Raw genomic sequence first — 22,152 nt, 5'->3', positions numbered from 1 at the left:
TAGACTATCATTGAACACATTTGGAGGAGGGATCTCATGCAACAGACTGTTACCCGTAAACAAGCGCAAAAGCTGATCGGTCAGCATATCGTGGCGGTTAAAAAAGACGGGAATCTCGTCACCGGCAAACTTGTTCGCATATCCGGCAATCGCCTGATTCTTCAGCGCAGCAAAGGGAAAAACGTACAAACCAAGGCGATAATTCCTCTCGTCTTGTTCGATCTTCTGGCCATCGGAACAGCGCCTTATGCAGGTTTCTATGGTGGCGGTTTTGGCGGCGGCTTTGGTTACGGCCCCGGCCCGGTTCCATACGGCGGCGTACCGGGATATGGTCCCGGCGGTTATCCAGGGGGATACCCAGGCGGGTTTGGGTTTTTCTAAGATTCAATAGACCAGAAGTTTCTTCGGAATCCGTATGATTTACAATGTTTTTTCCAGCTCATGGCATTGATTTTGAGTGTGGTACCGCACCATCACATAACCCAGCTTTTGATAAAAAGATAAGCCGCTGGCGTTACCGGCATCTACCATGACTTTGGACCGCTTGCACCCGCGTGACGCCGCAAATTTTTCCGCGTGAAACATCAGCGTATTGCCCCACCTTTTGCGTTGGGATTCGGGTGCGACGGCCAACATATCGATATACAGCAGGTCGCCATGCAGAATGAAATGAACAAATCCGACTGGATGATCTTCAACATTTTGACAGGCAATGAGCGTAATGCCTCGCCCCAGTCGTTTCGGGATATCTTTGCGAACGGCTTCGAGCTGGGTCGCATTCAAATGCGACAGCGGGACAAGCTGGGAATCGATTAATTTAAGAATGAATGCATCATCCTGTTTGGGTCTCCGATACCTGATCATGACGTCTGTCCTCCCTTCAAGATGGGCTTTGCCAAAGGTGAATACATGTCATCATATGAGGGAGGGGCGGCGTCGGTGTGTAGTCAACGGCGTAGACGTTTTTGCCGTTTTGAAAATATGGGTATTGACTTTTAAGTTCGAGGGATCATATAATGTGTCTAAACATTTTAACGAATATATCGTGATCGGCAATGAAGAGGACGAAGTTTAAAGGGCCCTTTTGCTCAGAGAGTGTGAGGAACAGCTGCAACCTCCACCAAAATCCCTTTTATACGAGCTCACCTCGGAGCTGTTTTCCTGAAACGCGTTAAAGCCTATTAGGGAGAATCGTTAGTCCACGTTACGGACGGTGGGTATGGGGAAACGGCTGACTCTTTTACAGCGTTATCCTGATTTCTATACTTGATGAGGCCTGACATCGCGAGATGCATGGCAAAAATGGGTGGTACCACGGAAGCACAACCTTTCGTCCCTCACGCAGAATATTTCTGCGTGGAGGACGGAAGGTTTTTTGTTTTCTTAGCATGTTACATGTATGTAAATTATGAGGAGGAGGATGACTGATGAGCGCGCAAACTCCTGAAGTGCGGTCTACAGAACAACTACGTGAGAAATGGATGAAGCCGGAAGTCATTACCGGCTCGGAAATACTGCTCCGCAGCCTTTTACTGGAAGGCGTCGAGTGTGTTTTCGGATATCCGGGCGGGGCAGTGCTTTATATTTATGATGCGATGTATGGATTTGAGGATTTCAAGCATGTGCTGACTCGTCATGAGCAGGGAGCGATTCATGCGGCGGACGGCTATGCAAGAGCGAGCGGTAAAGTCGGCGTATGTATTGCAACATCGGGACCGGGGGCGACAAACCTGGTCACAGGAATTGCCACAGCTTACATGGATTCCGTTCCTCTGGTTGTCATTACCGGCAACGTGGCTACAACCCTGATCGGAACTGACGCTTTCCAGGAAGCGGATATTACCGGCATCACGATGCCGATTACGAAGCACAGCTACCTGGTCAGAGATGTGAAAGATTTGCCGCGAGTCATCCACGAAGCTTTCCACATTGCTTCGACCGGTCGCAAAGGTCCCGTGTTAATCGACATTCCGAAGGATGTTTCAGCAACATTGACTTTGTTTGAGCCCAGCAGCAACGCGGTAAATCTCCGGGGTTATAACCCTCGGATGGTTCCGAACAAGCTGCAGCTCGACAAACTCGTGCAGGCGATAGAGGAATCAGAGCGTCCGATGATTCTGGCCGGCGGCGGCGTGATTTACTCCGGCGGACATGAAGCCCTTTACGAGTTCGTGAAGAAGACCGAAATTCCGATCACGACAACGCTGCTTGGACTCGGAGCTTTCCCGAGCGGCCATGAGCTTTGGACCGGAATGCCAGGTATGCACGGAACGTATACGTCCAACATGGCGATTCAAAAAGCGGATCTCTTGATCAACATCGGCGCCCGCTTCGACGACCGGGTCACCGGCAACCTGAACGGATTCGCGCCGCATGCCAAAATTGTGCATATCGACATCGACCCGGCCGAAATCGGCAAAAACGTTCCGACAGACATCCCGATCGTCGGCGACGTGAAGACGGTGCTGGAAATGCTGAATCCGGAAGTGAAGCGCGCGGATCGCGCAGACGAATGGAGAGCATGGATCAAGCAATCGAATGCGGAAGTGCCTTTCAGCTATCAGGATTCCGAGACGGTACTGAAGCCGCAATGGGTCATCGAGATGCTGAACGAAACGACGAAGGGCGAAGCGATCGTAACGACCGACGTCGGGCAGCATCAAATGTGGGCGGCACAGTATTACAAATTCAACCAGCCGCGTTCCTGGATCACCTCCGGGGGACTTGGAACGATGGGCTTCGGCCTTCCTTCGGCAATCGGTGCCCAAATGGCTCATCCGGAACGGCTCGTCATCTCGATCAATGGTGACGGCGGCATGCAAATGTGTTCACAGGAGCTTGCCATCTGCGCCATCAATAACATTCCGGTCAAGATTGTCATCATCAACAACCAGGTTCTCGGCATGGTCCGGCAGTGGCAGGAGCTGATTTACGATAACCGCTACAGCCACATCAACCTGGAGGGCAGCCCTGATTTTGTCAAACTGGCGGAAGCCTACGGCGTAAAAGGGCTTCGGGCGACCAACAAGGAAGAAGCCCGCAAAGCTTGGGCCGAAGCGCTGGAAACACCGGGACCTGTCGTTGTCGAGTTCGTGGTAAGCAAGGGTGAAAATGTATACCCGATGGTAACTCAAGGCTCGACCATTGATCAAATGTTGTTGGGAGATGCATAAATATGAGTACGAGACATACCATTGCCGTTCTAGTGAATGATCAGCCAGGTGTTTTGCAAAGAGTATCCGGCCTCTTCGGCCGCCGCGGATTCAATATTGAGAGTATCACCGTCGGACAATCCGAGGAACCGGGACTCTCGCGGATGGTTATCGTGACCATTGGCGACGAGCAGACACTCGAGCAGATCGAGAAGCAGCTGTATAAGCTGATTGATGTTATTAAAGTTATTAACCTCAGCATCAGTCCTATGGTAGGCAGGGAGCTTGCGCTTATCAAGGTCAACGCCGAGCCGGCAGAGCGCCCTGAAATTATGGGCGTGGTCGAAACCTTCCGCGCATCGGTCGTTGATATCGGCAGTCGTAATCTGATGGTGCAGGTGGTGGGAGATACCACCAAAATCGACGCAATGATCGAGCTCCTGAAGCCGTACGGTATCCGAGAGCTTTCCCGTACCGGCGTAACAGCAATGATCCGTGGTAATGTATAAACATGCAGTTTGATGAAATGAACTAAACTACCCGCCTAAGAGCGGGGGTTTGAGGAGATCGATACACGAACTTGATAACCTTCGCATGGGTCTCTTGAAACACCCGCTCTTCATAAGGGTTCTTTTAAAATTAAAGGAGGATTTTAACAATGGCAGTTACGACTTATTATGAACAGGATGCAGATCTTAGCGTATTGAAAGGTAAAACAGTAGCCGTAATCGGTTACGGCAGCCAAGGGCATGCTCAAGCACAAAACCTGCGTGACAGCGGTGTAAAAGTGATTATCGGCCTTCGCGAAGGCAAATCTTTCGATAAAGCGAAAAACGATGGCTTCGAGGTTCTCTCCGTTGCTGAAGCGACAAGCAAAGCAGACATCGTGCAAATTTTGATGCCGGACGAAACGCAAGCTTCTGTATACAAAAACGACATCGAGCCTAACCTGAAAAAAGGCGCGGCATTGATGTTCTCCCACGGCTTTAACATCCATTTCGGACAAATCGTGGCTCCAAAAGACGCAGACGTGCTGCTCGTAGCACCTAAATCTCCTGGACACATGGTTCGTCGTACTTACGTTGAAGGCTTTGGCGTTCCTGGCCTGATCGCGATCGAGCAGGATGCAACTGGACAAGCCAAGCAAATCGGTCTGGCTTATGCCAAAGGCATCGGCTGTACCCGTGCAGGGGTTATTGAAACCTCCTTCCGTGAAGAGACCGAAACCGACTTGTTCGGTGAGCAGGCTGTCCTGTGCGGCGGCGTAACGGCTCTGATCAAAGCCGGCTTTGAAACGTTGACAGAAGCAGGCTACGCTCCTGAAATGGCATACTTCGAATGCCTGCATGAAATGAAGCTGATCGTCGACATGATCTATGAAGGCGGCATGGCTAACATGCGTGATTCCATCTCCAATACGGCCGAGTATGGCGACTATGTCACTGGACCTCGTGTCGTAACGGAAGAAACGAAAAAGGCGATGAAGGAAGTGCTTTCCGACATCCAACAAGGTAAATTCGCTCGCGACTTTATCTTGGAGAACCAATCGAACCGCGCATTCCTGAATGCGACTCGCCGCAACGAAGCCAACCATCCGATTGAAGTCGTGGGTGCGCAGCTCCGCGAAATGATGCATTGGATTAAAAAATAAGAAATAATCATACTTATACGATATTGATCCATTTTGATGCGGCCGTGCATATGCGTGAGCCGCATCAGAAGTTTAATCAGCTGCTTTATGGGGAAGCCCTGCGGAAGCCGGGGAGGACCTGAAGCATGATCTATAAGGGTTTGGATGATGAAGGAGGTGCCTTGGGCTTGCGAAAAATTTATGTATTTGACACAACCTTGCGTGACGGAGAGCAGTCTCCTGGCGTAAACCTGAATACTCGCGAAAAGCTTGAAATCGCTTATCAGCTGGAAAAATTGGGCATAGACCGGATGGAGGCAGGCTTCCCGGCAGCATCGCCAGGAGACCTGGCAGCCGTGAACGCGGTCGCCAAAGCGGTGAAGAACGTTACGGTCATCGGCCTGTCCCGTTCCAGGGAGCAGGATATCGATGCGGTGCGGGAAGCGCTGATCGGCGCGCAGGATCCTTGCATCCATATCTTCCTGGCGACATCGCCGATTCACCGGAAGCATAAGCTGCGGATGGAAAAGCATCAGGTGCTGGAAACGGCCCAGTCTGCTTTGCGTTACGCGAAAAAGTATTTTTCCAAGGTTGAATTTTCCTTGGAGGATGCAGGCCGCACTGAGCTGGACTTCATGGTGGAAATGGTGTCCATGGCCGTCAATGAAGGCGTGAAGGTCGTGAACGTACCGGATACGGTGGGGTATTTGAACCCGGCAGAATACGGGGCGATTTTCAAACACTTGAAGGACAATGTTCCCGATATTGAAAAGGTGCAGCTGAGCGCCCATTGTCATAATGACCTGGGGATGGCAACGGCCAATACGCTGGCAGCGATTCAAAACGGGGCGGACCAAATCGAAGGGACCATTAACGGCATCGGCGAACGCGCAGGGAATACGGCGATCGAAGAGATCGCAATGGCGCTGGAAACCCGTAATGAATTTTTCGGAGCCAAGACTTCGCTGAACCTTTCCGAAATTTCCCGTACGAGCCGCTTGGTGAGCAAGCTGACCGGTATGGTGGTTCCAGGCAACAAAGCGATCGTCGGAGCAAACGCGTTTGCCCATGAATCCGGTATCCATCAGGACGGCATGTTGAAGGAAAAGACGACATACGAGATCATGACTCCCGAGACGATTGGCCTCAAGGAAAGCAAGCTGGTGCTTGGCAAGCATTCCGGTCGCCATGCCTTCCGCGAAAAACTGCTGGATATGGGATATGAGCTGGATGAGCAGCAGCTGAACCAGGCCTTTGCGAGATTCAAAGTGCTTGCGGACAAGAAAAAGGAAGTTTCCGACGACGATATCATGGCTTTGGTGGAAGAGAAGCTGGTGGATACGCCGGAAGTATATCAGCTGGAGACGATTTACGTCACCTACGGAAACCGTTCTGTTCCTGCAGCCAAGGTGCGGATCATCAAGGAACACGAACAGATCCTCGAAGAGGAAGCCGAAGGCAACGGCTCGGTAGATGCTATCTACAACGCTATCGATAAAGCCACAAGCGAGGAAGTTACCTTGTCGGACTACTCGATCAAGTCCGTTTCCCGCGGCAAAGACGCACAAGGCGAGGTGCATGTCGTGCTGACCCAGAACGATGTATCCGCGCAGGGCCGCGGCCTCAGCACGGATATTCTCGAGGCCAGCGCGCGCGCTTACGTGGACGCGCTTAACCAGCTGATCGAAAAGCGTAAAACGTTCAGCAAAAGAGAACGGGCAACCCTGTAAACCGAAAAGCCAATCAAAAAGGCAGGCCGCGATGCGGTCTGCCTTTGCTTATAATATCAGAAAGTATAAACTACAGAGTCATGGCTTTCTGATATTTCAAGACAAACTTCCACTGATGGCGGTCTGTCTTCTGAGAAATTACGTCGATAGACATTTTGCTTATTTATAAGGGCTAGTGCCTGGTGTATTGTCCAATGATTTACCAGGCGTAGGCTTCGGGGGCTTCTCCACCGGGGCCGGGGAATATCTCGTCCAATCTTTTAAGGACGTCTTCTTCCAGCTTGATATCGATCACGCGAAGGGAGCTTTCGAATTGTTCCAGCGTACGCGGGCCGATAATAGGCGCCGTCACGGCCGGATGGGTCAGCAGCCAGGCGAGCGCGACATTGTCCTGCGGTTCGCCGAGCTCATTGCACAGCTCGGCAAAGGCTTCCAGCTGGGCACGATGCTGCTCGATCTTTTTCGGGTTGTTGCCGCTGCGCGTGCCTTCCAGCTTCTTGAGCGCATTGCGGCCAAGCATGCCTCCATCAAGCGGGCTCCAGGGAATGACGCCGAGTCCCATGGCTTTGGCGGCAGGCAGAACCTCAAGCTCCGGCAGACGGCAGTTCAGATTGTACTTATGCTGCTCTGCGACCAGACCGAGGAAATGACGCTTTTGCGCCTCGCCCTGCGCCTGTGCGATTTGCCAGCCGGCGAAGTTGCTGGAGCCGACATACCCTATTTTCCCCTGGGCCACGGCCCGTTCAAAAGCGCCCCACAGCTCGTCCCAAGAGACGCTGCGGTCCACATGGTGCATCTGGTACAGCTCGATATGGTCGGTTTGCAGGCGCTTCAGCGAGCCTTCCAGATGGCGGCGGATCTTGTAGGCGGACAAACCTTCCGTGCCGTTGGGACCGTCTGCTTCGTCATGCATATTTCCGTGCACCTTGGTTGCCAGCACGACCTTCTCGCGTCGGCCTCCACCCTGAGCGAACCAGCGGCCGATAATCGTTTCCGTCAGACCGGAGTTTTGGCCCCAGCCGTAAATGTTAGCGGTGTCAAAAAACTGGACGCCTGCATCCAGGGCCGCATCCATGATCCGGAACGCTTCCTGTTCATCCGTGGCAGGGCCGAAATTCATCGTGCCAAGGCACAAGCGACTGACCTTAAGACCTGATTTACCGAGATAGGTGTATTGCAAAATCGTTCATCTCCTTCAGCCTAATTTTGGATCTCTACGATACCATTGTACCCGCTTCAAAAGGGAATAGGAATGTGAGAATTTACGTTTGGGGGTGAATGGATCACTTCCGGTACAGCTTATAGGAAAATACTATAAAGGTGATAGATTCTATATCTTGGTCAACTGCAGCGAGAATATGATACAACAGTAGATAGATAATTAGATCAGTGAGAGAAGTAACCAGAAGGAGTGACGGATAACATGCCAGAAGTGAAGAAAATTGCCGTGATCAGCGGGGACGGAATCGGACCGGAAGTCGTAGCAGAAGCCGAAAAGGTATTGAAGCGTGCGGAAGAGCTCTTCGGATACTCTTTTGAAACAGAGCATGCTCTCTTTGGCGGGATTGCCATTGACGAGAAGGGGACGCCGCTGCCGGAAGAGACCTTGTCCGTTTGTAAAAATGCCGATGCTGTACTGCTTGGCGCCGTAGGCGGTCCAAAGTGGGATAGCAATCCCAAGGAGCTGCGTCCGGAAACAGGCCTCCTGGGCATTCGCAAAGCGCTTGGATTATTCTCCAACCTGCGTCCGGCTGTTGTATTCGACTGCCTGAAGGATGCTTCGACACTGAAGCCGGAAGTGCTTGAAGGAACGGACCTGATGGTAGTTCGCGAATTGACCGGCGGCATTTACTTCGGAGACAAGTTCAGACGCCAGGGTGAGCATGGCGAAGAGGCCGTTGATACTTGCGTATATAACGTGGCAGAGGTTGAACGGATCGTACGCCAGGCATTCGAAATCGCCCAGAAGCGCCGCAAGAAGCTCGCTTCCGTCGACAAAGCCAACGTCCTGGAAACTTCCCGTTTGTGGCGCGAAGTCGTGATCCGCGTAGCGGCAGACTATCCGGATGTGGAGCTGGAGCATGTGCTCGTCGATAACTGCGCGATGCAGCTGCTGCGCCGTCCGGCAAGCTTCGACGTCATCGTGACCGAGAACATGTTCGGTGACATTCTCAGCGATGAAGCAGCGATGCTGACCGGCTCGATCGGCATGCTGGCATCGGCTTCGATGGGCGAAGGAGCATTCGGCTTGTACGAGCCGGTTCACGGCTCCGCACCGGATATCGCGGGACAAAACTTAGCGAACCCGATCGCTACGATCCTCTCGCTGGCCATGATGCTTCGATTGACCTTCGGTTATGCAGATGCAGCCGATGCGATTGAAGCGGCGGTTGCCCAGGTTCTTAATGAAGGACATCGCACCAGCGACATTGCGGTTGACAAGAGCAAGGCGGTCGGAACCCGTGAAATGGGCGATCTGATCGTTGCGGCTATCCAAAAGTAAAACCGGTTGCTGGTTTGACAATACAAGCGGGCACATCCTCTTATAAAGGGATGGCCCGCTTGTTACATGTTTATCAGAAAAAAACGTGGGCTTAAATCGACAAGAAAAACAGTCTCCGCTTATGCCTATATTTAATAGGAAGCTTTTGTTCACGATTTTGTTTTATTTATAATTATTATAAATAAATAACGGATATAATCTTGACTTTGAAATGGACGAATGATACCATTTTAATTGTAGATTCCACCGGGATCAAATATAGGATGAAATAAGAAAAACTTATGTTTTTCTTTCATATAGAATGGATGATAGATGTATGCTATCAGTCCGTTCTATAGATATCTCAAAGGAGGATTTTTTAACATGGCAGAACGTTTAGTAGGTAAACCAGCTCCTGATTTTACAATGGAAACCGTTTTGGGTAACGGCTCCGATTTTAGTAAAGCAAGCCTGACCGACTACCGCGGTAAATGGCTCGTATTCTTCTTCTATCCATTGGATTTCACATTCGTGTGCCCAACTGAAATTACGGCACTGAGCGAAGCTGCAAGCCAATTTAAAGCTCTTGACGCTGAAATCCTGGGCGTAAGCACGGACTCGATCCACAGCCACAAAGCTTGGATCAACACACCAAGAGATTCCAACGGTCTGGGACAAATCAACTTCCCGCTGGCTTCGGACATCACGAGATCCGTTGCTAAAGACTATGGCGTATACATCGAAGAAGAAGGCGTAGCTCTGCGTGGTCTCTTCATCATCAACCCTGAAGGCGAACTGAAATATCAAGTGGTCAACCACAATGATGTAGGCCGCAGTGTTGAAGAAACGCTCCGCGTGCTGCAAGCTCTGCAATCCGGCGGACTTTGCGCGATGAACTGGAAACCAGGCGACAAAAACCTGCTTGCTTAAGCATTCATATGGACAAGCCCCCTTTGCCGGGAATGAGAATATTCTCTTCTCCGGTAACGGGGGCTTTTTACACCTTGGGGATAAGTAATGAAACAGGTTTAAACAGGGAATATTTCGTTGATATATATCAAGAATACTCAGCAGGAAAATTATCCAGCCGCATTGAATTGAAAAAGGAATTGACATAGAATAAAGCGAATACATTATGAAGAATACGGTGGAATCAAGAGGAGGGTGAACTGGCATGAGTTATTGCTGCGGAGCGAGTATGGTTGGAACCAAGGGAACCTTAAAACATTATCGCACTCAGGTCCACAATGTTCCCCTGCTGTTCTGTCCCGTGTGCCACCGGGTTGAAGTTCATTACAAAGTTGAGAATGAATATGAAATTTTAGCTGAATATGCGCATGGTGACGGAGCCGCGGAGATCGACTTCCAGGACTATGTTGCAGAGGACGACGAGGCCATTTTCGAGAACGTCGTCAACTGCGAAAAGGAGGATCCCAAAGATATCGTACAAAGCCAAATCGATATGGCACTGGACTTGTTGACCATAGCCAAACAGATGAAGGACGAGAAATGGGAGGGCGAATTGAAGAGAAGATTGGCCGTGATGAGCCAGCGGCGATTAAGACTGCAGCATAAGGCTTAGTCCAAGATGCACTTAACCTAAATAGGAATTAAATCCTACTATATTGTTTAATCATCAAGCATCAGTACATGCGCAGGTATGTATTTGATGCTTTTGTTTTACGTAATTTGGCCCGTCTTCCCATGGTGGGAAATCCCGTTATTTCTGGGATGGAATGCGGCAGTACCTTTTTCCTAGGAAATTTAACGGTAATTTTGTTTTTTCGACAATATCTCTGATTGAGTTTTCCAGCCGGCTTGTCTATGATAAAACTATCGTTTCTATTATTTTCCTATACCTTCTCCAGTATAACTATGCAGGGCAAGAGGATGATGCAATTCCGTGTTTATTCTGTACCGCTTGAAAGAATAGGAGATGGGGGAGAGAATGAGTCTTTCATTTTCTTGAAAAGGGGGAGTATCGTGTTGAGCGATATCCAAGAAACGCTTTTACAGTCCCTTGAGGCTTTTCAATCCACGCAGTTGGTGAAGAACAAGTATGAAAATATTTTGGAGCACTTGGATAGCGGAGTGATGCTGTTTGATAGCGAAGGTGTATTAACATTTATTAACGTTCAAATGGCCAGGCTCCTCGAAGTGTCCCGCAAATCGCTTACGGGATGCACTTTATTGCAGATTTTGCACCATCCGCAGCTCAGCCGGTTCAAGAGAAAGAAAATTTTACGGGTATATCGCGAAACCATTTTCCACTGCAAAAAATATCACGAGTTGACGGATGAGTCCGGCAGGCAATGGCTGCTCACGGTAACGTACGGCGATCAGATGGACGGAGATTATTTGTTTAGCGTCAAGGATGTGTCGGACTTTAAGCAGATTGAACAAACGGCCTATCGGAATGATAAGCTCGCTATGCTTGGGAAAATATCCGCTTCTATCGCCCATGAAATCCGCAACCCGCTGACCGCGATCCGGGGTTTCATTCAATTGCTGCGCCCCCATCTGATTAAACTGGGAAAAGACGAATACGCCCGCATTATTCTGATGGAGATTGATAGGGCCAACGATATCATATACGAGTTTCTGAATTCATCCAAGCCTTCGGCACCGCAGACCACCGTTATCCCGGTATCCTCCCTGCTCAAGGAAGTGGTGCTGCTGACCGAAAGTGAGGCGCTGATGAAAGGCTGCCAGGTGATGCTGCATGACGATATCCTCCCGCTGCATATTTCCGTCGACGTGAAGCAAATCAAGCAGGTCATCCTCAATATGGTCAAAAATGCCATGGATGCGATCGACCATTTGAGCGGTGAGAACGGCGGGCTTATCGAAATCCGGACACAGCGCGATAACAAGAACGTACATATCTGCATCTCGGATAACGGCAAAGGGATGGACCATAATACCTTATCCCATTTATTCGATCCTTTTTTTACCACCAAGGAAAGCGGGACAGGCCTGGGTCTGTCTGTAAGCTATCGTATTATTAAAAACCATAAAGGCTATATCGCGGTGAACAGCATGGTGGGCAAAGGAACGGAGTTTGTCATTTCCCTGCCGATCGTCGAGATGATCTAGCGCGTATTTTTGGGCGAAAGAAACGGTCTTTGGAGTTGCTTTGGACAAACGTGGAATAATATATATGATTAGACGTCCGAAAACTTCAAGACAAAGGAAGATCGCCCATGAAAGGACCATCCGGTTCCGAAAATATACAGGTTTCGATCGATTGGAAAGAAGACTTGGATGCGGCACAGTATGATGTCGATGCTTTCATCGTTCTGGTATCACCTCAGGGCACCGAAGAGGGAAGCATGCGCCAGGTATGGAATTCACTGCTGCTTCCGCTGATGGAGAGCCATCTGTTCTCGGCAGCCAAATTTCAGACGTATGCCGTGCCTTTGCCGGGCCGGGGGGAGTATCGCACCGTGATCTTCGTAGGCACCGGAGAACGCCCTCTCTCGTCCGAAGAACTACGAATCGCTTCTGCGCAGGCTGCCAGAGCAGCCCGAAAGATGAGAGCGAAGAGGCTGGCTTGGGAGCTGAGCACTCCGCTGGTCACCTTTACGGTGGAACAGCAAGCTTCGGCTGCCTCTCAGGCGCTGACGGAAGGCATGATTCTCGGCTCCTACCGCCATAAGCAGTACAAGAAAAGCAGCACCTCCTCCTACGAGGGAATTGAGCAGCTGATATTTTTGCGGAAAGGCAAGGTTTCGGCTGCTGAATTGGCGGATTGGGAGAAAGGAATTCTGCATGGCCGGGTTTATGCGGAGTCCGCATGCCTGGCAAGAGACTTGACCAATCTGCCGGGCAATTTTCTGGTGCCGGAGGACTTGGCCAGAGCAGCGCTTGATGTGGCGGAAAGACATGGACTCGAGTCCGCTGTATTGGATGAAAAAGAGCTGGAGCAGCTGGGGATGGGGGGGCTGATCGCGGTCGGACAGGCCAGCGTGCACCCGCCGCGGCTGATCATGATTAAATATCAAGGCCGATCCGATTGGGAAGACGTCATCGGTCTTGTCGGCAAAGGCATTACGTTTGATACGGGCGGCATTTCGCTGAAAAAGCGGCTTGGGATGGAGGAGATGATCAGCGACATGGGCGGCGCCGCCGCTGTCCTGGGCGTTATGAACGCTCTCGGAGCGCTTCGCCCGGCCGTGAATGTCGTGATGGTCATTCCGACGGCGGAAAACATGCCTGGAGGCAATGCCTTTAAGCCGGGCGATATTATCCGGAGTCTCAGCGGGCGGACGATTGAGGTGCTGAACACCGATGCGGAAGGCCGGGTTGTGCTTGCGGACGGGATGACATACGCAAGGCAGCAGGGCGCCGTCAAGCTCATCGATGTTGCGACGCTGACAGGGGCTGTCCTTTCGGCTCTGGGGGATGTGGCGACGGGGGCGGTCACGAACGATGACGTCATGCTCGAGGAGTTCATTATGGCCTCCAAGCGGACCGGAGAGAAGGTCTGGCCCCTACCAGCCTATAAGGAATTCTGGGATATGCTGAAAAGCGATGTGGCTGATCTAAGCAACAGTACCGGCTCCAGGGGGGCGGCGATTACGGCCGGACTCTTTATCGGCACCTTTGCGGAGGGCTTGCCGTGGATTCATCTGGACATCGCAGGAACCGCTTTTCTAAGCAAGGAGCGGGGCGTGAACCCGAAAGGAGCCACCGGCGTGATGGTACGAACCATTACCGAATGGATTCTGTCGCAGCAGGTGATGCTTCATTAAGCATAATAAAAGGGCAGCTCCCGGGATGTAATCACCCGAGGACTGCCCTTTTTGAAGATTATAAAGCTGAACCATTTTATAATCGCAAGGAAAACTTCAGCTAAACGCGGTCTGTCTTCTTTGAAGGTACGTCGATAAACGTTTTTCTTAATAGAGGAAGTTTGTATCCTGTCCGCGTCCCAAATTTATCGGGAACGAAGCGATCTCATTGCCCTATTAGGCGTCTACAAGGCGTTTAAAGACGAGGTTGGGATCTGTCGTCCGCGGCCTTGGCATGATGCAAGGTTGTTCCCGGAAGGGAACAGGCGGACTTGCAGGATTTATTCAGTGCACAGGAAGCGCAGGCGCCTTTTTTGCTTTTTTTTACGTAACGGAACAGCGTCCAGGCTGCATAAGCGAAAATAATGCCGATAATGAGGAAATCAATCATGGAGATGCACCTCGTTTCTATTGATCAGACGGCTTCCTAAGACCATCCCAGCAAGCGTCCGCCCTGATAAATAATGAGTGATATAAGATAAGCGAGAACGACCGCGTAACCAATGGAAAATGCGGTCCAGCGCCAGGAAGAGCTTTCCTTGCGGATAACGCCTACGGTAGCGAGGCAAGGCGTATACAGCAGGACAAACGCCATGAAGCTGAATGCTTGCAGCGGCGTAAAGCTAAGCGCGATCTGCCCCTGCAGTCCCTCCATATTCGGTACATGATAAATGATATTCATGGTCGAAACGACGATTTCTTTGGCCAGAAATCCGGTCAGCAGGGATGAGCCGGACTGCCATGTGCCAAAGCCGAGCGGTGCGAGCAGCGGAGCCATCAGCCCGCCGATCTTGGCTAGAAAGCTGTTGTCCATGTCCACGCCGAAGCCTCCAGGACCGCTATAGGAGAGGAGCCAGATCAGCACGGATCCGCCTAGAATGAGCGTTCCGGCTTTGCGCAGGAAGCCTTTGCCTTTTTCCCAGGTTCCCCGCATCAGGCTGCGTCCCTGAGGCAAACGGTAAGGCGGAAGCTCGACGATGAATACCGAGGCTTCGTTCTTCAGCAGATAAGCCGAGAACACCTTGCAGAGCAGCAGCGCCATTGCGATTCCGAGTACGTACATGGACAGCACGACGAGCGCCTGATGACTCTGGAAGAAAACGCCAGCGAACAGTGCATATACCGGCAGTCTTGCCGAGCAGGACATCAGCGGGATGAGAAGCGTGGTCAGCAGCCGGTCCTTCGGCTGCTCAATGCTGCGAGCGGACATGACGGCAGGAACGTTGCAGCCGAACCCGATAATAAAAGGAATGAAGGCTTTGCCGTTCAGGCCGACCGCTTCCATCAAGCTGTCCATCAGCAGGCTGACGCGCGCCATGTATCCTGAATCTTCAATAAAGGAAATAATAAGAAACAAAATAAAGATTTGCGGAATGAATACGAGCACTCCGCCGACGCCAGCCACGATGCCGTCGACGATCAAGGCATGCGTGAAAGCCGACGCGCCCGCCATGTCCAGCGCGTTGTTGATTCCGCTGCTGATCGGGCCGGATATGAAGCCATCCAGTACATCCGAGAGCGGGTTGCCGATCCAGTCGAACGTCACTTTAAACAGCATAAACAGAAACAAGAGAAAGATCGGAATGCCGAAAATCCGATGCGTCAAAATGGCATCGAGGCGTTCCGTCAAATTATGAGGCTTTTGCGATGAACGATCCATCGCGGCTGTGCACAGCTTATCAATATAACCGTTTCTGACCGTCCGGATCCAATCCGCAAGCGAGGTTTTGTGCCCTGCTTGCTGCAATTCCGTTTCACCGCGCATAACAATTTCTTTCACGGCATTCATATTAAGCGTGGATTCGAGCGCTTGCAGAATCACCGGGTTTTGCGCGAGCAGCTGGAGCGCAACCCAGCGGTGTTGAGGCAGACCGGGTATCGGCGCTAACAGAGCTTCAATCTCTGCGATGGCCGATTCGGCCGTTCCGTAATCCAGCTTAAACTCAGGCATGGCTGCAGTCGGAGCTTCCTTCAGCATGCTCAGGATTTGTGAGCTGCCTTTACCCGTACGGGCAACCAGAGGAATCACGGGAACGCCGAGCAGCTCCTCGAGCTTTAGGGGATCGACATGAATGCCGCGCGATTCGGCGACATCCATCATGTTGAGTCCGAGCATGATCGGCCGCCCGTATTCAAGGAGCTGAATGCTCAAGGCTAAATTCCGTTCCAACTGGGAAGCATCGACGATGTTGATGAGAGCGGAGGGGGATTCCTCCATTAAATACTGAGCGGCGACGCTCTCATCTCTGGAAAGGGGGTGCAGGGAGTAAATCCCCGGCAGGTCGACCAGCTGGCCGCCCCCATTTTTCAGGTCTCCAACTTTTTTCTCCACGGTAACACCGGCCCAGTTGCCTACATATTCATAGGAAGTGGTCAGGGTGTTGAATAGTGAGGTTTTGCCGGTATTCGGATTGCCGACGAGAGCGAAGGAGCTCAACAGACCGACACCTCAATTTCCTTGGCTTCTTTCAACCGTATTCCCACCAGCTGGCCGTTGCATTCCAGGGTAACGGGACCACCGAAGGGTCCGCGCTGCTTCATGGAGACGATGGAGCCTTCATGTACGCCAAGATCATACAGACGGCGGCGCAGAATCGGATTCATTTTATGAATTGCATATATGGAGCCGGCAGTGCCGGGCTGCAGATGGATCAGCGTTGTTGGCTGGTTCATGGTAATTCCTCCGTAAGAGAGTGATAATCACTCTCAATATGTTCACTATGTAATATAGCATGCGAAATGGGCTGCTACAATATCGATCCTTTTTCCAATATGTATAAATTTTGAACGGTCAAGGAGCTGGCGAATAAAAAATCCGATTCTTCTTTACTTTAGCACTGTGAATCAAGTATGATGATATAATAAATTTCAACTCTATAAATTGAACGGAAGGAACAAGAAGCTTTCTTGCTGGACAACAAGCCAAGGGCGCGCAAGAGGCAAATTTCGTTCATTTTATAACTCGGAAGGAGAAGTTTCTGTTGAAGACAAATCCCTGCAAGATCGTGGATTGTACAATTCGTGACGGTGGACTGGTGAACAATTGGGATTTCAGCGTTGAATTTGTACAAAGCTTATATGCCGGGCTGAATGAGGCTGGCGTTGATTATATGGAAATTGGCTACAAAAACTCTCCTAAGCTTCTCAAAGGTGCCGATCAGGCAGGTCCATGGCGTTTTCTGAACGATGATTTCCTGCGAGAAGTCATTCCGCAGAAAGGGAAAACCAAGCTATCGGCCTTGGTGGATATCGGACGCGTGGACGTGGATGATATTTTGCCTCGTACGGAGAGCATGCTCGATCTGATCCGCGTTGCCTGCTACATTAAAGATGTGGATAAGGCATTGGAATTGATTGGGGTATTCCATGACTGTGGCTACGAAACGACGCTGAATATTATGGCTTTGTCGAACGTAATGGAAAATGAGCTGGTTGAAGCTTTTGAAATGATCAAGGACAGCGTGGTCGATGTGGTATATATCGTCGATTCCTATGGCAGCCTGGATCACAAAGACGTGGCGTACCTGGTAGAGAAGTTCAAGACCCATCTGCCTAACAAGCGCTTAGGCGTACATACGCACAACAACATGCAGCTGGCGTTCTCCAATACGCTGATCGCAGCGGAACATGGCGTAGAGCTTCTCGATGCCTCCGTGTACGGCATGGGACGCGCGGCAGGCAACTGTCCAACCGAACTGCTGGTCACGCATCTGAAAAATACCCATTATAGTCTGCGTCCGGTACTGGATATTATTGAACGCTACATGATCCCGCTCCGCGAAAAGGAAGAATGGGGATACCTCATTCCCTACATGATTACAGGCACGCTCGGAGAACACCCGCGTTCGGCCATGGCACAGCGCGCTTCCAAGGATAAAGATAAATATGTCGAATTTTATGACAAGCTTACGACGCCTGAAGTTAACTTCGACACGAAGTAACAGGTCTGAATAACACGAAAAAAGCTTGGCCGCATGAGTTTGCGGTCAAGCTTTTTTAGCATTGCGGCGTCATTACTTGATACGGACATATTCCCGTTCGCCGGTTTCCTTATTATAGTAAACCTGATACGTGAAGCCGTCACGGGGGTCAACAAATATTTCGGGCGTCGGAGCAAATTGACCGTACAGTAAGTCCTTCTGCATGGCATCCTCGTCTTTTCGCCGATACCTGCGGTCAAAATAGCGCCAGCTGAGCCAAAGCAGCAGCAGAAACACAACAATTTGAATACCGTAAATCCCGATAATCGATATCATCGCTCCCATGTGAATGTTCATGTTACCCGACGCGTTTTGTTTTGACTACGGTTCCGTATGCGACGATTTCGCTCATGTTGTTGCCGATATCCCCGCTGTCAAAGCGCATCATGACGATGGCATCCCCGCCCATGGCGTGCGCGTTTTGTACCATGCGGTCCATCGCTTGTCTGCGGGCATCCTCGATCATTTGGGTGTACTGCTTGACTTCACCGCCTACAAGCCCCTTTAACGAAGCCATAATATCGCCGCCGATTCCCCGTGCACGGACGACGACGCCAAATGTGGTGCCAAGCACTTCGACAACCTCATGGTTATGTATGTTTTCCGTCGTTACAACGATCATTCTTGCTCACTCCTTCAGTTGTGATACTTTATTTTACGGCTGAAATGGAAAAAGGATTCAAATATTTATTCATTTTCGCGCTTTCGAAGGGTGACGGAGCCCGGAAAATTATTGTCTGATCCTAGCAGGAAAAGAAGGATAAACGTGGAATTATTTAGCATGAAACCATCTTCATTAATTTAGGATAACCCGGGGGTCAGATGGCTTTATGCGTACAAGAGTAGAGGAGAAACGAACGATCAAAGCAGCCCTATGGGGAATAATGTTGTTTGCTGCAGTTCAACTGGCAGAATCGGTTTTTGATTTTCAGGTTATGGATAAAGATGCATTTAGGACGGTATTTATTCTTTTGAGCAGCTGCTGCGCGGCAGCGAGCTTCGCCATCTTTTCTCAAGGCTGGCTGTTATTCTCGCATAAGCTGTCCCGTTACCGTTTATACACGGCTGCTTTGTTTTTATGCGTCGCGGTCGTGGACCTCTTGCAGTCCTTAAGCCTGGTTGGGGTTTCTTTTTTTGGATATGCCCTGTCCGAAAATGACGCGATGTGGCTGCTTGTCCTATCCAAACTGTTTTTTTCTGTCGGGATTCTGTGGATCTACAGCTTGAAGGATTCCATGGTTTCGCTCGCGCATAAAAGTGTCGTTCTTACGACGTCCTGCTTGCTTATGCTCCTGTCCGCCACAGCCTTTGCCGTCTGGCAGCACGCGCTGCCTTTGCTTGCAAACCATGGCGAGATCAATTTTCTTATGAAGGTTTTGGGGTTGGGCATCCTGGCGGCATGCTTAGGCGGCATGGCTTCCATTGTGTACCGTGGGAGAAAAGAACGAGCCCCATCCCAGCTGATTATCATCCGTGCACTCATCTATGTGGCAATCGGGCAGGGTCTGATCATCAGTGCTAACCATACATACGATATCAATTATTTACTTGGCATCCTTTGCGGCAGCTTGTCTTATTACCTGATGCTAAAAGGCGTGTATAGACTCACGATTGAAGATCCGTTCCGGGAGCAGCAGCGTATTGAAGCGAAAATGAATTACTTGGCTTTTCATGACGACTTAACGGGACTGCCCAACAAGCGCCGTCTAACCCAGCGTCTGGACAAGCTGATGCAGGGCCGGGGGCAGACGCAGACCGGCATCGTAGTGTTTAACGTCAACCGCTTCAAAACGATTAACGATTCATTGGGCCATCAGGCAGGGGACCGGCTGCTGCAGCTCGTGGGCGACAGGCTCAAGCGAAACCTGCTTCCCAAGGAAGAAGTATTCAGCATGGGGGGGGACGAGTTTGCCCTCATCATGCCTTCGCTTGTCAGCGTGGAATCGGCTATGGGCAGGATCAGGGAACTGCTGGAGCTGTTCGAAAAGCCCGTGACGATTGACGATTACGATTATCACATTTCGCTTTGCGCCGGGATGGCCGTATATCCTGAAGACGGAGACACGGCGGAGCAGCTGATTCAGCATGCGGATACCGCGGTCCATCATGCCAAGGAGTTCGGGATTGACGTTCGGCATTTCGTGCCTTCGATGCAGCGGAAAGCCAAGGAAAGATTGAAGCTGGAGAACGATCTGCGCAAGGCATTGGAACGCAGCGAATTTTACCTGGAATATCAGCCGCTGGTTCATTTGGAGACGACGGAAATCGTCGGAATGGAGGCGCTTTTGCGGTGGAAGCATCCCAAACGAGGCAACGTGCCGCCGCAGGAATTCATACCGCTCGCGGAGGAGAACGGCTTGATCGTTCCGCTCGGGGAGTGGGTGCTCAGGACCGCTTGTCAGCAAAATAAGCGTTGGCAGGAGGCCGGGTACAAGCCGATCTGCGTGTCCATCAATTTGTCGATGCGTCAGTTCCTGCAGCCGCAGCTGGCAGACCAAATCGGCCAAATCCTGAGCGAAATCGGGCTTGATCCGAAGTATGTGGAGCTTGAAATCACGGAAAGCATGACGTTTGACAAGGAGACCGCCTTCGAACAGCTGCGCAGACTCAAAGAATTGGGCGTGTTTATTAGTATCGATGATTTCGGCACAGGCTACAGCTCGCTTCACTATCTGAAAAATATGCCGATTGACAGATTGAAGATTGACCGCTCTTTTGTGCATGAGGTCATGAGCGATCATAATGATGCGGCCATCGTATCGACGATTACGTCGATGGCGCATCATCTGCAGCTTAAAGTGACGGCCGAAGGCGTGGAAAACGAGGAACAGCTGCTTTTTCTGAGGGAGCAGCGCTGCCATGAAGGGCAAGGGTATTATTTTAGCAAGCCGATTCTGCCGGAGGTTTTCGAAAAAACCTTCCTGCTGCAGTGAAGTAGGATTCCCTATAAACAAGCAAAAAAAAGAGTTGCATATCCCGCTTACTCATGATATATTATTTCTTGTCTTCACTAACTTGAAGATATGAGTAACGGGACGTAGCTCAGCTTGGTAGAGCACCTGGTTTGGGACCAGGGGGTCGCATGTTCAAATCGTGTCGTCCCGATTCTTTTATTGCGGGTGTAGTTCAATGGTAGAACTCCAGCCTTCCAAGCTGGTAGCGTGGGTTCGATTCCCATCACCCGCTCCATACATAACACGTAAACGCCGCAAGGCGTTTTTTTTGTGGGGAGCGGATTGTGGGAAGAGAACCCACGCGCGTGGGTGCGACCGTCCGAGCCATCATCCAGGAATGCCAGACCGAGGACGCGCGTCAACATTTCCGCTATAGCGAGCCGGAGGCTCGCCTTTTAATCAAAATGTTGAGTATTCCCATCACCCGCTCCATACATAACACGTAAAAGCCGCAAGGCGTTTTTTTTTGTTGGGAGCGGATTGCGGGGAGAGAACCCACGCGCGTGGGTGCGACCGTCCGAGCCATCATCAGAGGAATGCCAGACCGAGGACGAGCGTCAACAATTGTTAGTTTATATACTTCCCATAATCGGGCACGGCAATCTGATCAAATTCGTTCACGAGTTTTCTTAGGCTCGTTGCTAACCCTTCGCCTGACATGGGCACGCCATGCCCGGTAATGGCAACGGTAGGTTTTAACGCCTCTAGTTTCATAACCGATTCTTTGGCAGCAGCCCAATCTGTTGTTAGATAGCGGGGAGGACCACTGATTTCCTGTTCCTGTGTGAATACTTTATATAAATACTCCTGTTTCACAGTAACAAAAGCATCTCCTGCGATTAAAGCCCGATCCTTTTCCCGAAATAGCGAAATATGACCGGGAGCATGTCCAGGTGTGTGAATCCACTTAAAATCTGGCATATGGGGAACCGTTCCATCGGAAGGCAGTGGGTGAATGTTATTCCCTAAAAATATCGGCTCATTGGGGAAGAAACGTGACATTTTCGCTACCATACCACCCTCAACGGTGGGATCGGGTTCCGGGTAGCTCATTTTACCTGTCAGAAAAGGCAACTCTAATTCATGCGCATAGACCGGAACCTTCCAATGCTCGATCAATTCAATTAATCCCCCGACATGATCAAAATGTCCATGGGTTAAGACGATTGCTTTCGGTCGGCTGTTTGCGCCAAACCGTTCCTCGGTGACAGAAATAATTTCATCGGCAGATTTAGGCATTCCGGCATCCACCAGGACAAAATCATTTGTTTCCGGATTCCCCACTAAACAGAAATTGACGATTTGGACCGTATAACAATACAGATCCGGTAACACTTCAATTCCATGGCCGCTTTCGATGGATGTCGCAGGTATAAATTTGTAATCACTTCCGTAACTCATTTCCTGATCCATGGATGATCTCTCCTCTAA

General features: G+C 50.7%; 20 protein-coding genes and 2 tRNA genes. 14 read left to right on the top strand and 8 right to left on the bottom strand.

What is annotated here, in order from left to right:
* The first annotated feature begins 36 nt into the window (after nt 1–36).
* The gene (locus PCH05_RS03310) at nt 37–381 is read left to right on the top strand and encodes a hypothetical protein (protein WP_127600638.1); all 345 of its coding nucleotides are present in this window, start codon (nt 37–39) and stop codon (nt 379–381) included.
* Between the two features lie 39 nt (nt 382–420).
* On the opposite strand, the gene PCH05_RS03305 is transcribed toward PCH05_RS03310, so the two are convergent.
* Entirely contained in the window at nt 421–864 is a 444-nt protein-coding gene (locus PCH05_RS03305; RefSeq protein ID WP_127600636.1) for a GNAT family N-acetyltransferase, read from the bottom strand.
* A gap of 563 nt (nt 865–1,427) precedes the next feature.
* Here PCH05_RS03305 and ilvB point away from each other — a divergent pair.
* From ilvB to PCH05_RS03285, 4 genes are all read left to right on the top strand, one after another.
* On the top strand, nt 1,428–3,173 hold the full coding sequence (ilvB, locus tag PCH05_RS03300; protein WP_127600634.1) for a biosynthetic-type acetolactate synthase large subunit: 1,746 nt from the start codon (nt 1,428–1,430) through the stop codon (nt 3,171–3,173).
* A 2-nt stretch (nt 3,174–3,175) separates the two neighbouring features.
* Nucleotides 3,176–3,661: an acetolactate synthase small subunit gene (gene ilvN, locus PCH05_RS03295; RefSeq protein WP_127600632.1), complete on the top strand. Its 486-nt coding sequence runs from the start codon at nt 3,176–3,178 to the stop codon at nt 3,659–3,661.
* A 149-nt stretch (nt 3,662–3,810) separates the two neighbouring features.
* On the top strand, nt 3,811–4,803 hold the full coding sequence (gene ilvC, locus PCH05_RS03290; protein ID WP_127600630.1) for a ketol-acid reductoisomerase: 993 nt from the start codon (nt 3,811–3,813) through the stop codon (nt 4,801–4,803).
* A gap of 167 nt (nt 4,804–4,970) precedes the next feature.
* Nucleotides 4,971–6,512, top strand: a complete 1,542-nt coding sequence (locus tag PCH05_RS03285) for a 2-isopropylmalate synthase (RefSeq protein WP_127600860.1) — start codon at nt 4,971–4,973, stop codon at nt 6,510–6,512.
* A gap of 199 nt (nt 6,513–6,711) precedes the next feature.
* Here the strand turns inward: PCH05_RS03285 and PCH05_RS03280 are convergent, their stop codons facing one another.
* Complete coding sequence (locus PCH05_RS03280; protein WP_127600628.1) at nt 6,712–7,692, bottom strand: aldo/keto reductase; 981 nt, start codon at nt 7,690–7,692, stop codon at nt 6,712–6,714.
* 243 nt (nt 7,693–7,935) lie between these two features.
* Between PCH05_RS03280 and leuB the strand changes: the two genes are divergently transcribed.
* The 5 genes from leuB (at nt 7,936) to PCH05_RS03255 (ending at nt 13,748) form a co-directional block, all read left to right on the top strand.
* Entirely contained in the window at nt 7,936–9,015 is a 1,080-nt protein-coding gene (gene leuB / locus PCH05_RS03275; protein ID WP_127600626.1) for a 3-isopropylmalate dehydrogenase, read from the top strand.
* Nucleotides 9,016–9,378: 363 nt separating this feature from the next.
* Nucleotides 9,379–9,924, top strand: coding sequence for a peroxiredoxin (locus PCH05_RS03270; RefSeq protein WP_127600624.1), 546 nt, complete (start codon nt 9,379–9,381; stop codon nt 9,922–9,924).
* Nucleotides 9,925–10,168: 244 nt separating this feature from the next.
* The gene (locus tag PCH05_RS03265) at nt 10,169–10,576 is read left to right on the top strand and encodes a hypothetical protein (RefSeq protein WP_127600622.1); all 408 of its coding nucleotides are present in this window, start codon (nt 10,169–10,171) and stop codon (nt 10,574–10,576) included.
* Nucleotides 10,577–10,977: 401 nt separating this feature from the next.
* Complete coding sequence (locus PCH05_RS03260) at nt 10,978–12,090, top strand: ATP-binding protein (protein ID WP_127600620.1); 1,113 nt, start codon at nt 10,978–10,980, stop codon at nt 12,088–12,090.
* 107 nt (nt 12,091–12,197) lie between these two features.
* On the top strand, nt 12,198–13,748 hold the full coding sequence (locus PCH05_RS03255) for a leucyl aminopeptidase (protein WP_127600618.1): 1,551 nt from the start codon (nt 12,198–12,200) through the stop codon (nt 13,746–13,748).
* Between the two features lie 235 nt (nt 13,749–13,983).
* On the opposite strand, the gene PCH05_RS03250 is transcribed toward PCH05_RS03255, so the two are convergent.
* The 3 genes from PCH05_RS03250 to PCH05_RS03240 are packed head-to-tail and all read right to left on the bottom strand — an operon-like array spanning nt 13,984 to nt 16,460.
* Nucleotides 13,984–14,178, bottom strand: a complete 195-nt coding sequence (locus PCH05_RS03250; RefSeq protein WP_127600616.1) for a FeoB-associated Cys-rich membrane protein — start codon at nt 14,176–14,178, stop codon at nt 13,984–13,986.
* A 36-nt stretch (nt 14,179–14,214) separates the two neighbouring features.
* On the bottom strand, nt 14,215–16,224 hold the full coding sequence (feoB, locus tag PCH05_RS03245) for a ferrous iron transport protein B (protein WP_127600614.1): 2,010 nt from the start codon (nt 16,222–16,224) through the stop codon (nt 14,215–14,217).
* Nucleotides 16,221–16,460: a FeoA family protein gene (locus PCH05_RS03240; RefSeq protein WP_127600612.1), complete on the bottom strand. Its 240-nt coding sequence runs from the start codon at nt 16,458–16,460 to the stop codon at nt 16,221–16,223. Before PCH05_RS03240 ends, feoB begins: the two co-directional genes overlap by 4 nt.
* A 308-nt stretch (nt 16,461–16,768) precedes the next feature.
* Between PCH05_RS03240 and PCH05_RS03235 the strand changes: the two genes are divergently transcribed.
* Entirely contained in the window at nt 16,769–17,728 is a 960-nt protein-coding gene (locus PCH05_RS03235; protein WP_174806217.1) for an aldolase catalytic domain-containing protein, read from the top strand.
* A gap of 72 nt (nt 17,729–17,800) precedes the next feature.
* On the opposite strand, the gene PCH05_RS03230 is transcribed toward PCH05_RS03235, so the two are convergent.
* Both PCH05_RS03230 and PCH05_RS03225 read right to left on the bottom strand, forming a co-directional pair.
* The gene (locus PCH05_RS03230; RefSeq protein ID WP_127600608.1) at nt 17,801–18,064 is read right to left on the bottom strand and encodes an HD family phosphohydrolase; all 264 of its coding nucleotides are present in this window, start codon (nt 18,062–18,064) and stop codon (nt 17,801–17,803) included.
* 1 nt (nt 18,065) lies between these two features.
* Nucleotides 18,066–18,389: a YbjQ family protein gene (locus PCH05_RS03225; RefSeq protein WP_127600606.1), complete on the bottom strand. Its 324-nt coding sequence runs from the start codon at nt 18,387–18,389 to the stop codon at nt 18,066–18,068.
* 208 nt (nt 18,390–18,597) lie between these two features.
* Between PCH05_RS03225 and PCH05_RS03220 the strand changes: the two genes are divergently transcribed.
* From PCH05_RS03220 to PCH05_RS03210, 3 genes are all read left to right on the top strand, one after another.
* A complete protein-coding gene (locus tag PCH05_RS03220; RefSeq protein ID WP_127600604.1) occupies nt 18,598–20,700 on the top strand; it encodes a putative bifunctional diguanylate cyclase/phosphodiesterase in 2,103 nt (700 codons plus the stop codon).
* Between the two features lie 98 nt (nt 20,701–20,798).
* Nucleotides 20,799–20,872: transfer RNA gene (locus tag PCH05_RS03215), tRNA-Pro, on the top strand.
* A gap of 10 nt (nt 20,873–20,882) precedes the next feature.
* A tRNA-Gly gene (locus tag PCH05_RS03210) sits at nt 20,883–20,956 on the top strand.
* A gap of 332 nt (nt 20,957–21,288) precedes the next feature.
* On the opposite strand, the gene PCH05_RS03205 is transcribed toward PCH05_RS03210, so the two are convergent.
* Nucleotides 21,289–22,134, bottom strand: coding sequence for an MBL fold metallo-hydrolase (locus PCH05_RS03205; RefSeq protein WP_127600602.1), 846 nt, complete (start codon nt 22,132–22,134; stop codon nt 21,289–21,291).
* Between the last annotated feature and the right edge of the window lie 18 nt (nt 22,135–22,152).

It is taken from the genome of Paenibacillus chibensis, from assembly GCF_004001045.1.
In the GTDB taxonomy this organism is placed as follows: Bacteria; Bacillota; Bacilli; order Paenibacillales; family Paenibacillaceae; genus Paenibacillus_AQ; species Paenibacillus_AQ chibensis.
The sequence above is the reverse complement of the archived record's forward strand: the minus strand, read 5'-3'. Positions and strand labels throughout refer to the sequence as shown.

Bases quoted from the DNA above. Each gene is read 5' to 3' on its own strand.
- PCH05_RS03310 (WP_127600638.1), top strand. From the start codon at position 37: ATGCAACAGACTGTTACCCGTAAACAAGCGCAAAAGCTGATCGGTCAG.
- PCH05_RS03305 (WP_127600636.1), bottom strand. From the start codon at position 864: ATGATCAGGTATCGGAGACCCAAACAGGATGATGCATTCATTCTTAAA.
- ilvB (WP_127600634.1), top strand. From the start codon at position 1,428: ATGAGCGCGCAAACTCCTGAAGTGCGGTCTACAGAACAACTACGTGAG.
- ilvN (WP_127600632.1), top strand. From the start codon at position 3,176: ATGAGTACGAGACATACCATTGCCGTTCTAGTGAATGATCAGCCAGGT.
- ilvC (WP_127600630.1), top strand. From the start codon at position 3,811: ATGGCAGTTACGACTTATTATGAACAGGATGCAGATCTTAGCGTATTG.
- leuB (WP_127600626.1), top strand. From the start codon at position 7,936: ATGCCAGAAGTGAAGAAAATTGCCGTGATCAGCGGGGACGGAATCGGA.
- PCH05_RS03270 (WP_127600624.1), top strand. From the start codon at position 9,379: ATGGCAGAACGTTTAGTAGGTAAACCAGCTCCTGATTTTACAATGGAA.
- PCH05_RS03265 (WP_127600622.1), top strand. From the start codon at position 10,169: ATGAGTTATTGCTGCGGAGCGAGTATGGTTGGAACCAAGGGAACCTTA.
- PCH05_RS03255 (WP_127600618.1), top strand. From the start codon at position 12,198: ATGAAAGGACCATCCGGTTCCGAAAATATACAGGTTTCGATCGATTGG.
- PCH05_RS03250 (WP_127600616.1), bottom strand. From the start codon at position 14,178: ATGATTGATTTCCTCATTATCGGCATTATTTTCGCTTATGCAGCCTGG.
- PCH05_RS03240 (WP_127600612.1), bottom strand. From the start codon at position 16,460: ATGAACCAGCCAACAACGCTGATCCATCTGCAGCCCGGCACTGCCGGC.
- PCH05_RS03230 (WP_127600608.1), bottom strand. From the start codon at position 18,064: ATGAACATTCACATGGGAGCGATGATATCGATTATCGGGATTTACGGT.
- PCH05_RS03225 (WP_127600606.1), bottom strand. From the start codon at position 18,389: ATGATCGTTGTAACGACGGAAAACATACATAACCATGAGGTTGTCGAA.
- PCH05_RS03220 (WP_127600604.1), top strand. From the start codon at position 18,598: ATGCGTACAAGAGTAGAGGAGAAACGAACGATCAAAGCAGCCCTATGG.
- PCH05_RS03205 (WP_127600602.1), bottom strand. From the start codon at position 22,134: ATGGATCAGGAAATGAGTTACGGAAGTGATTACAAATTTATACCTGCG.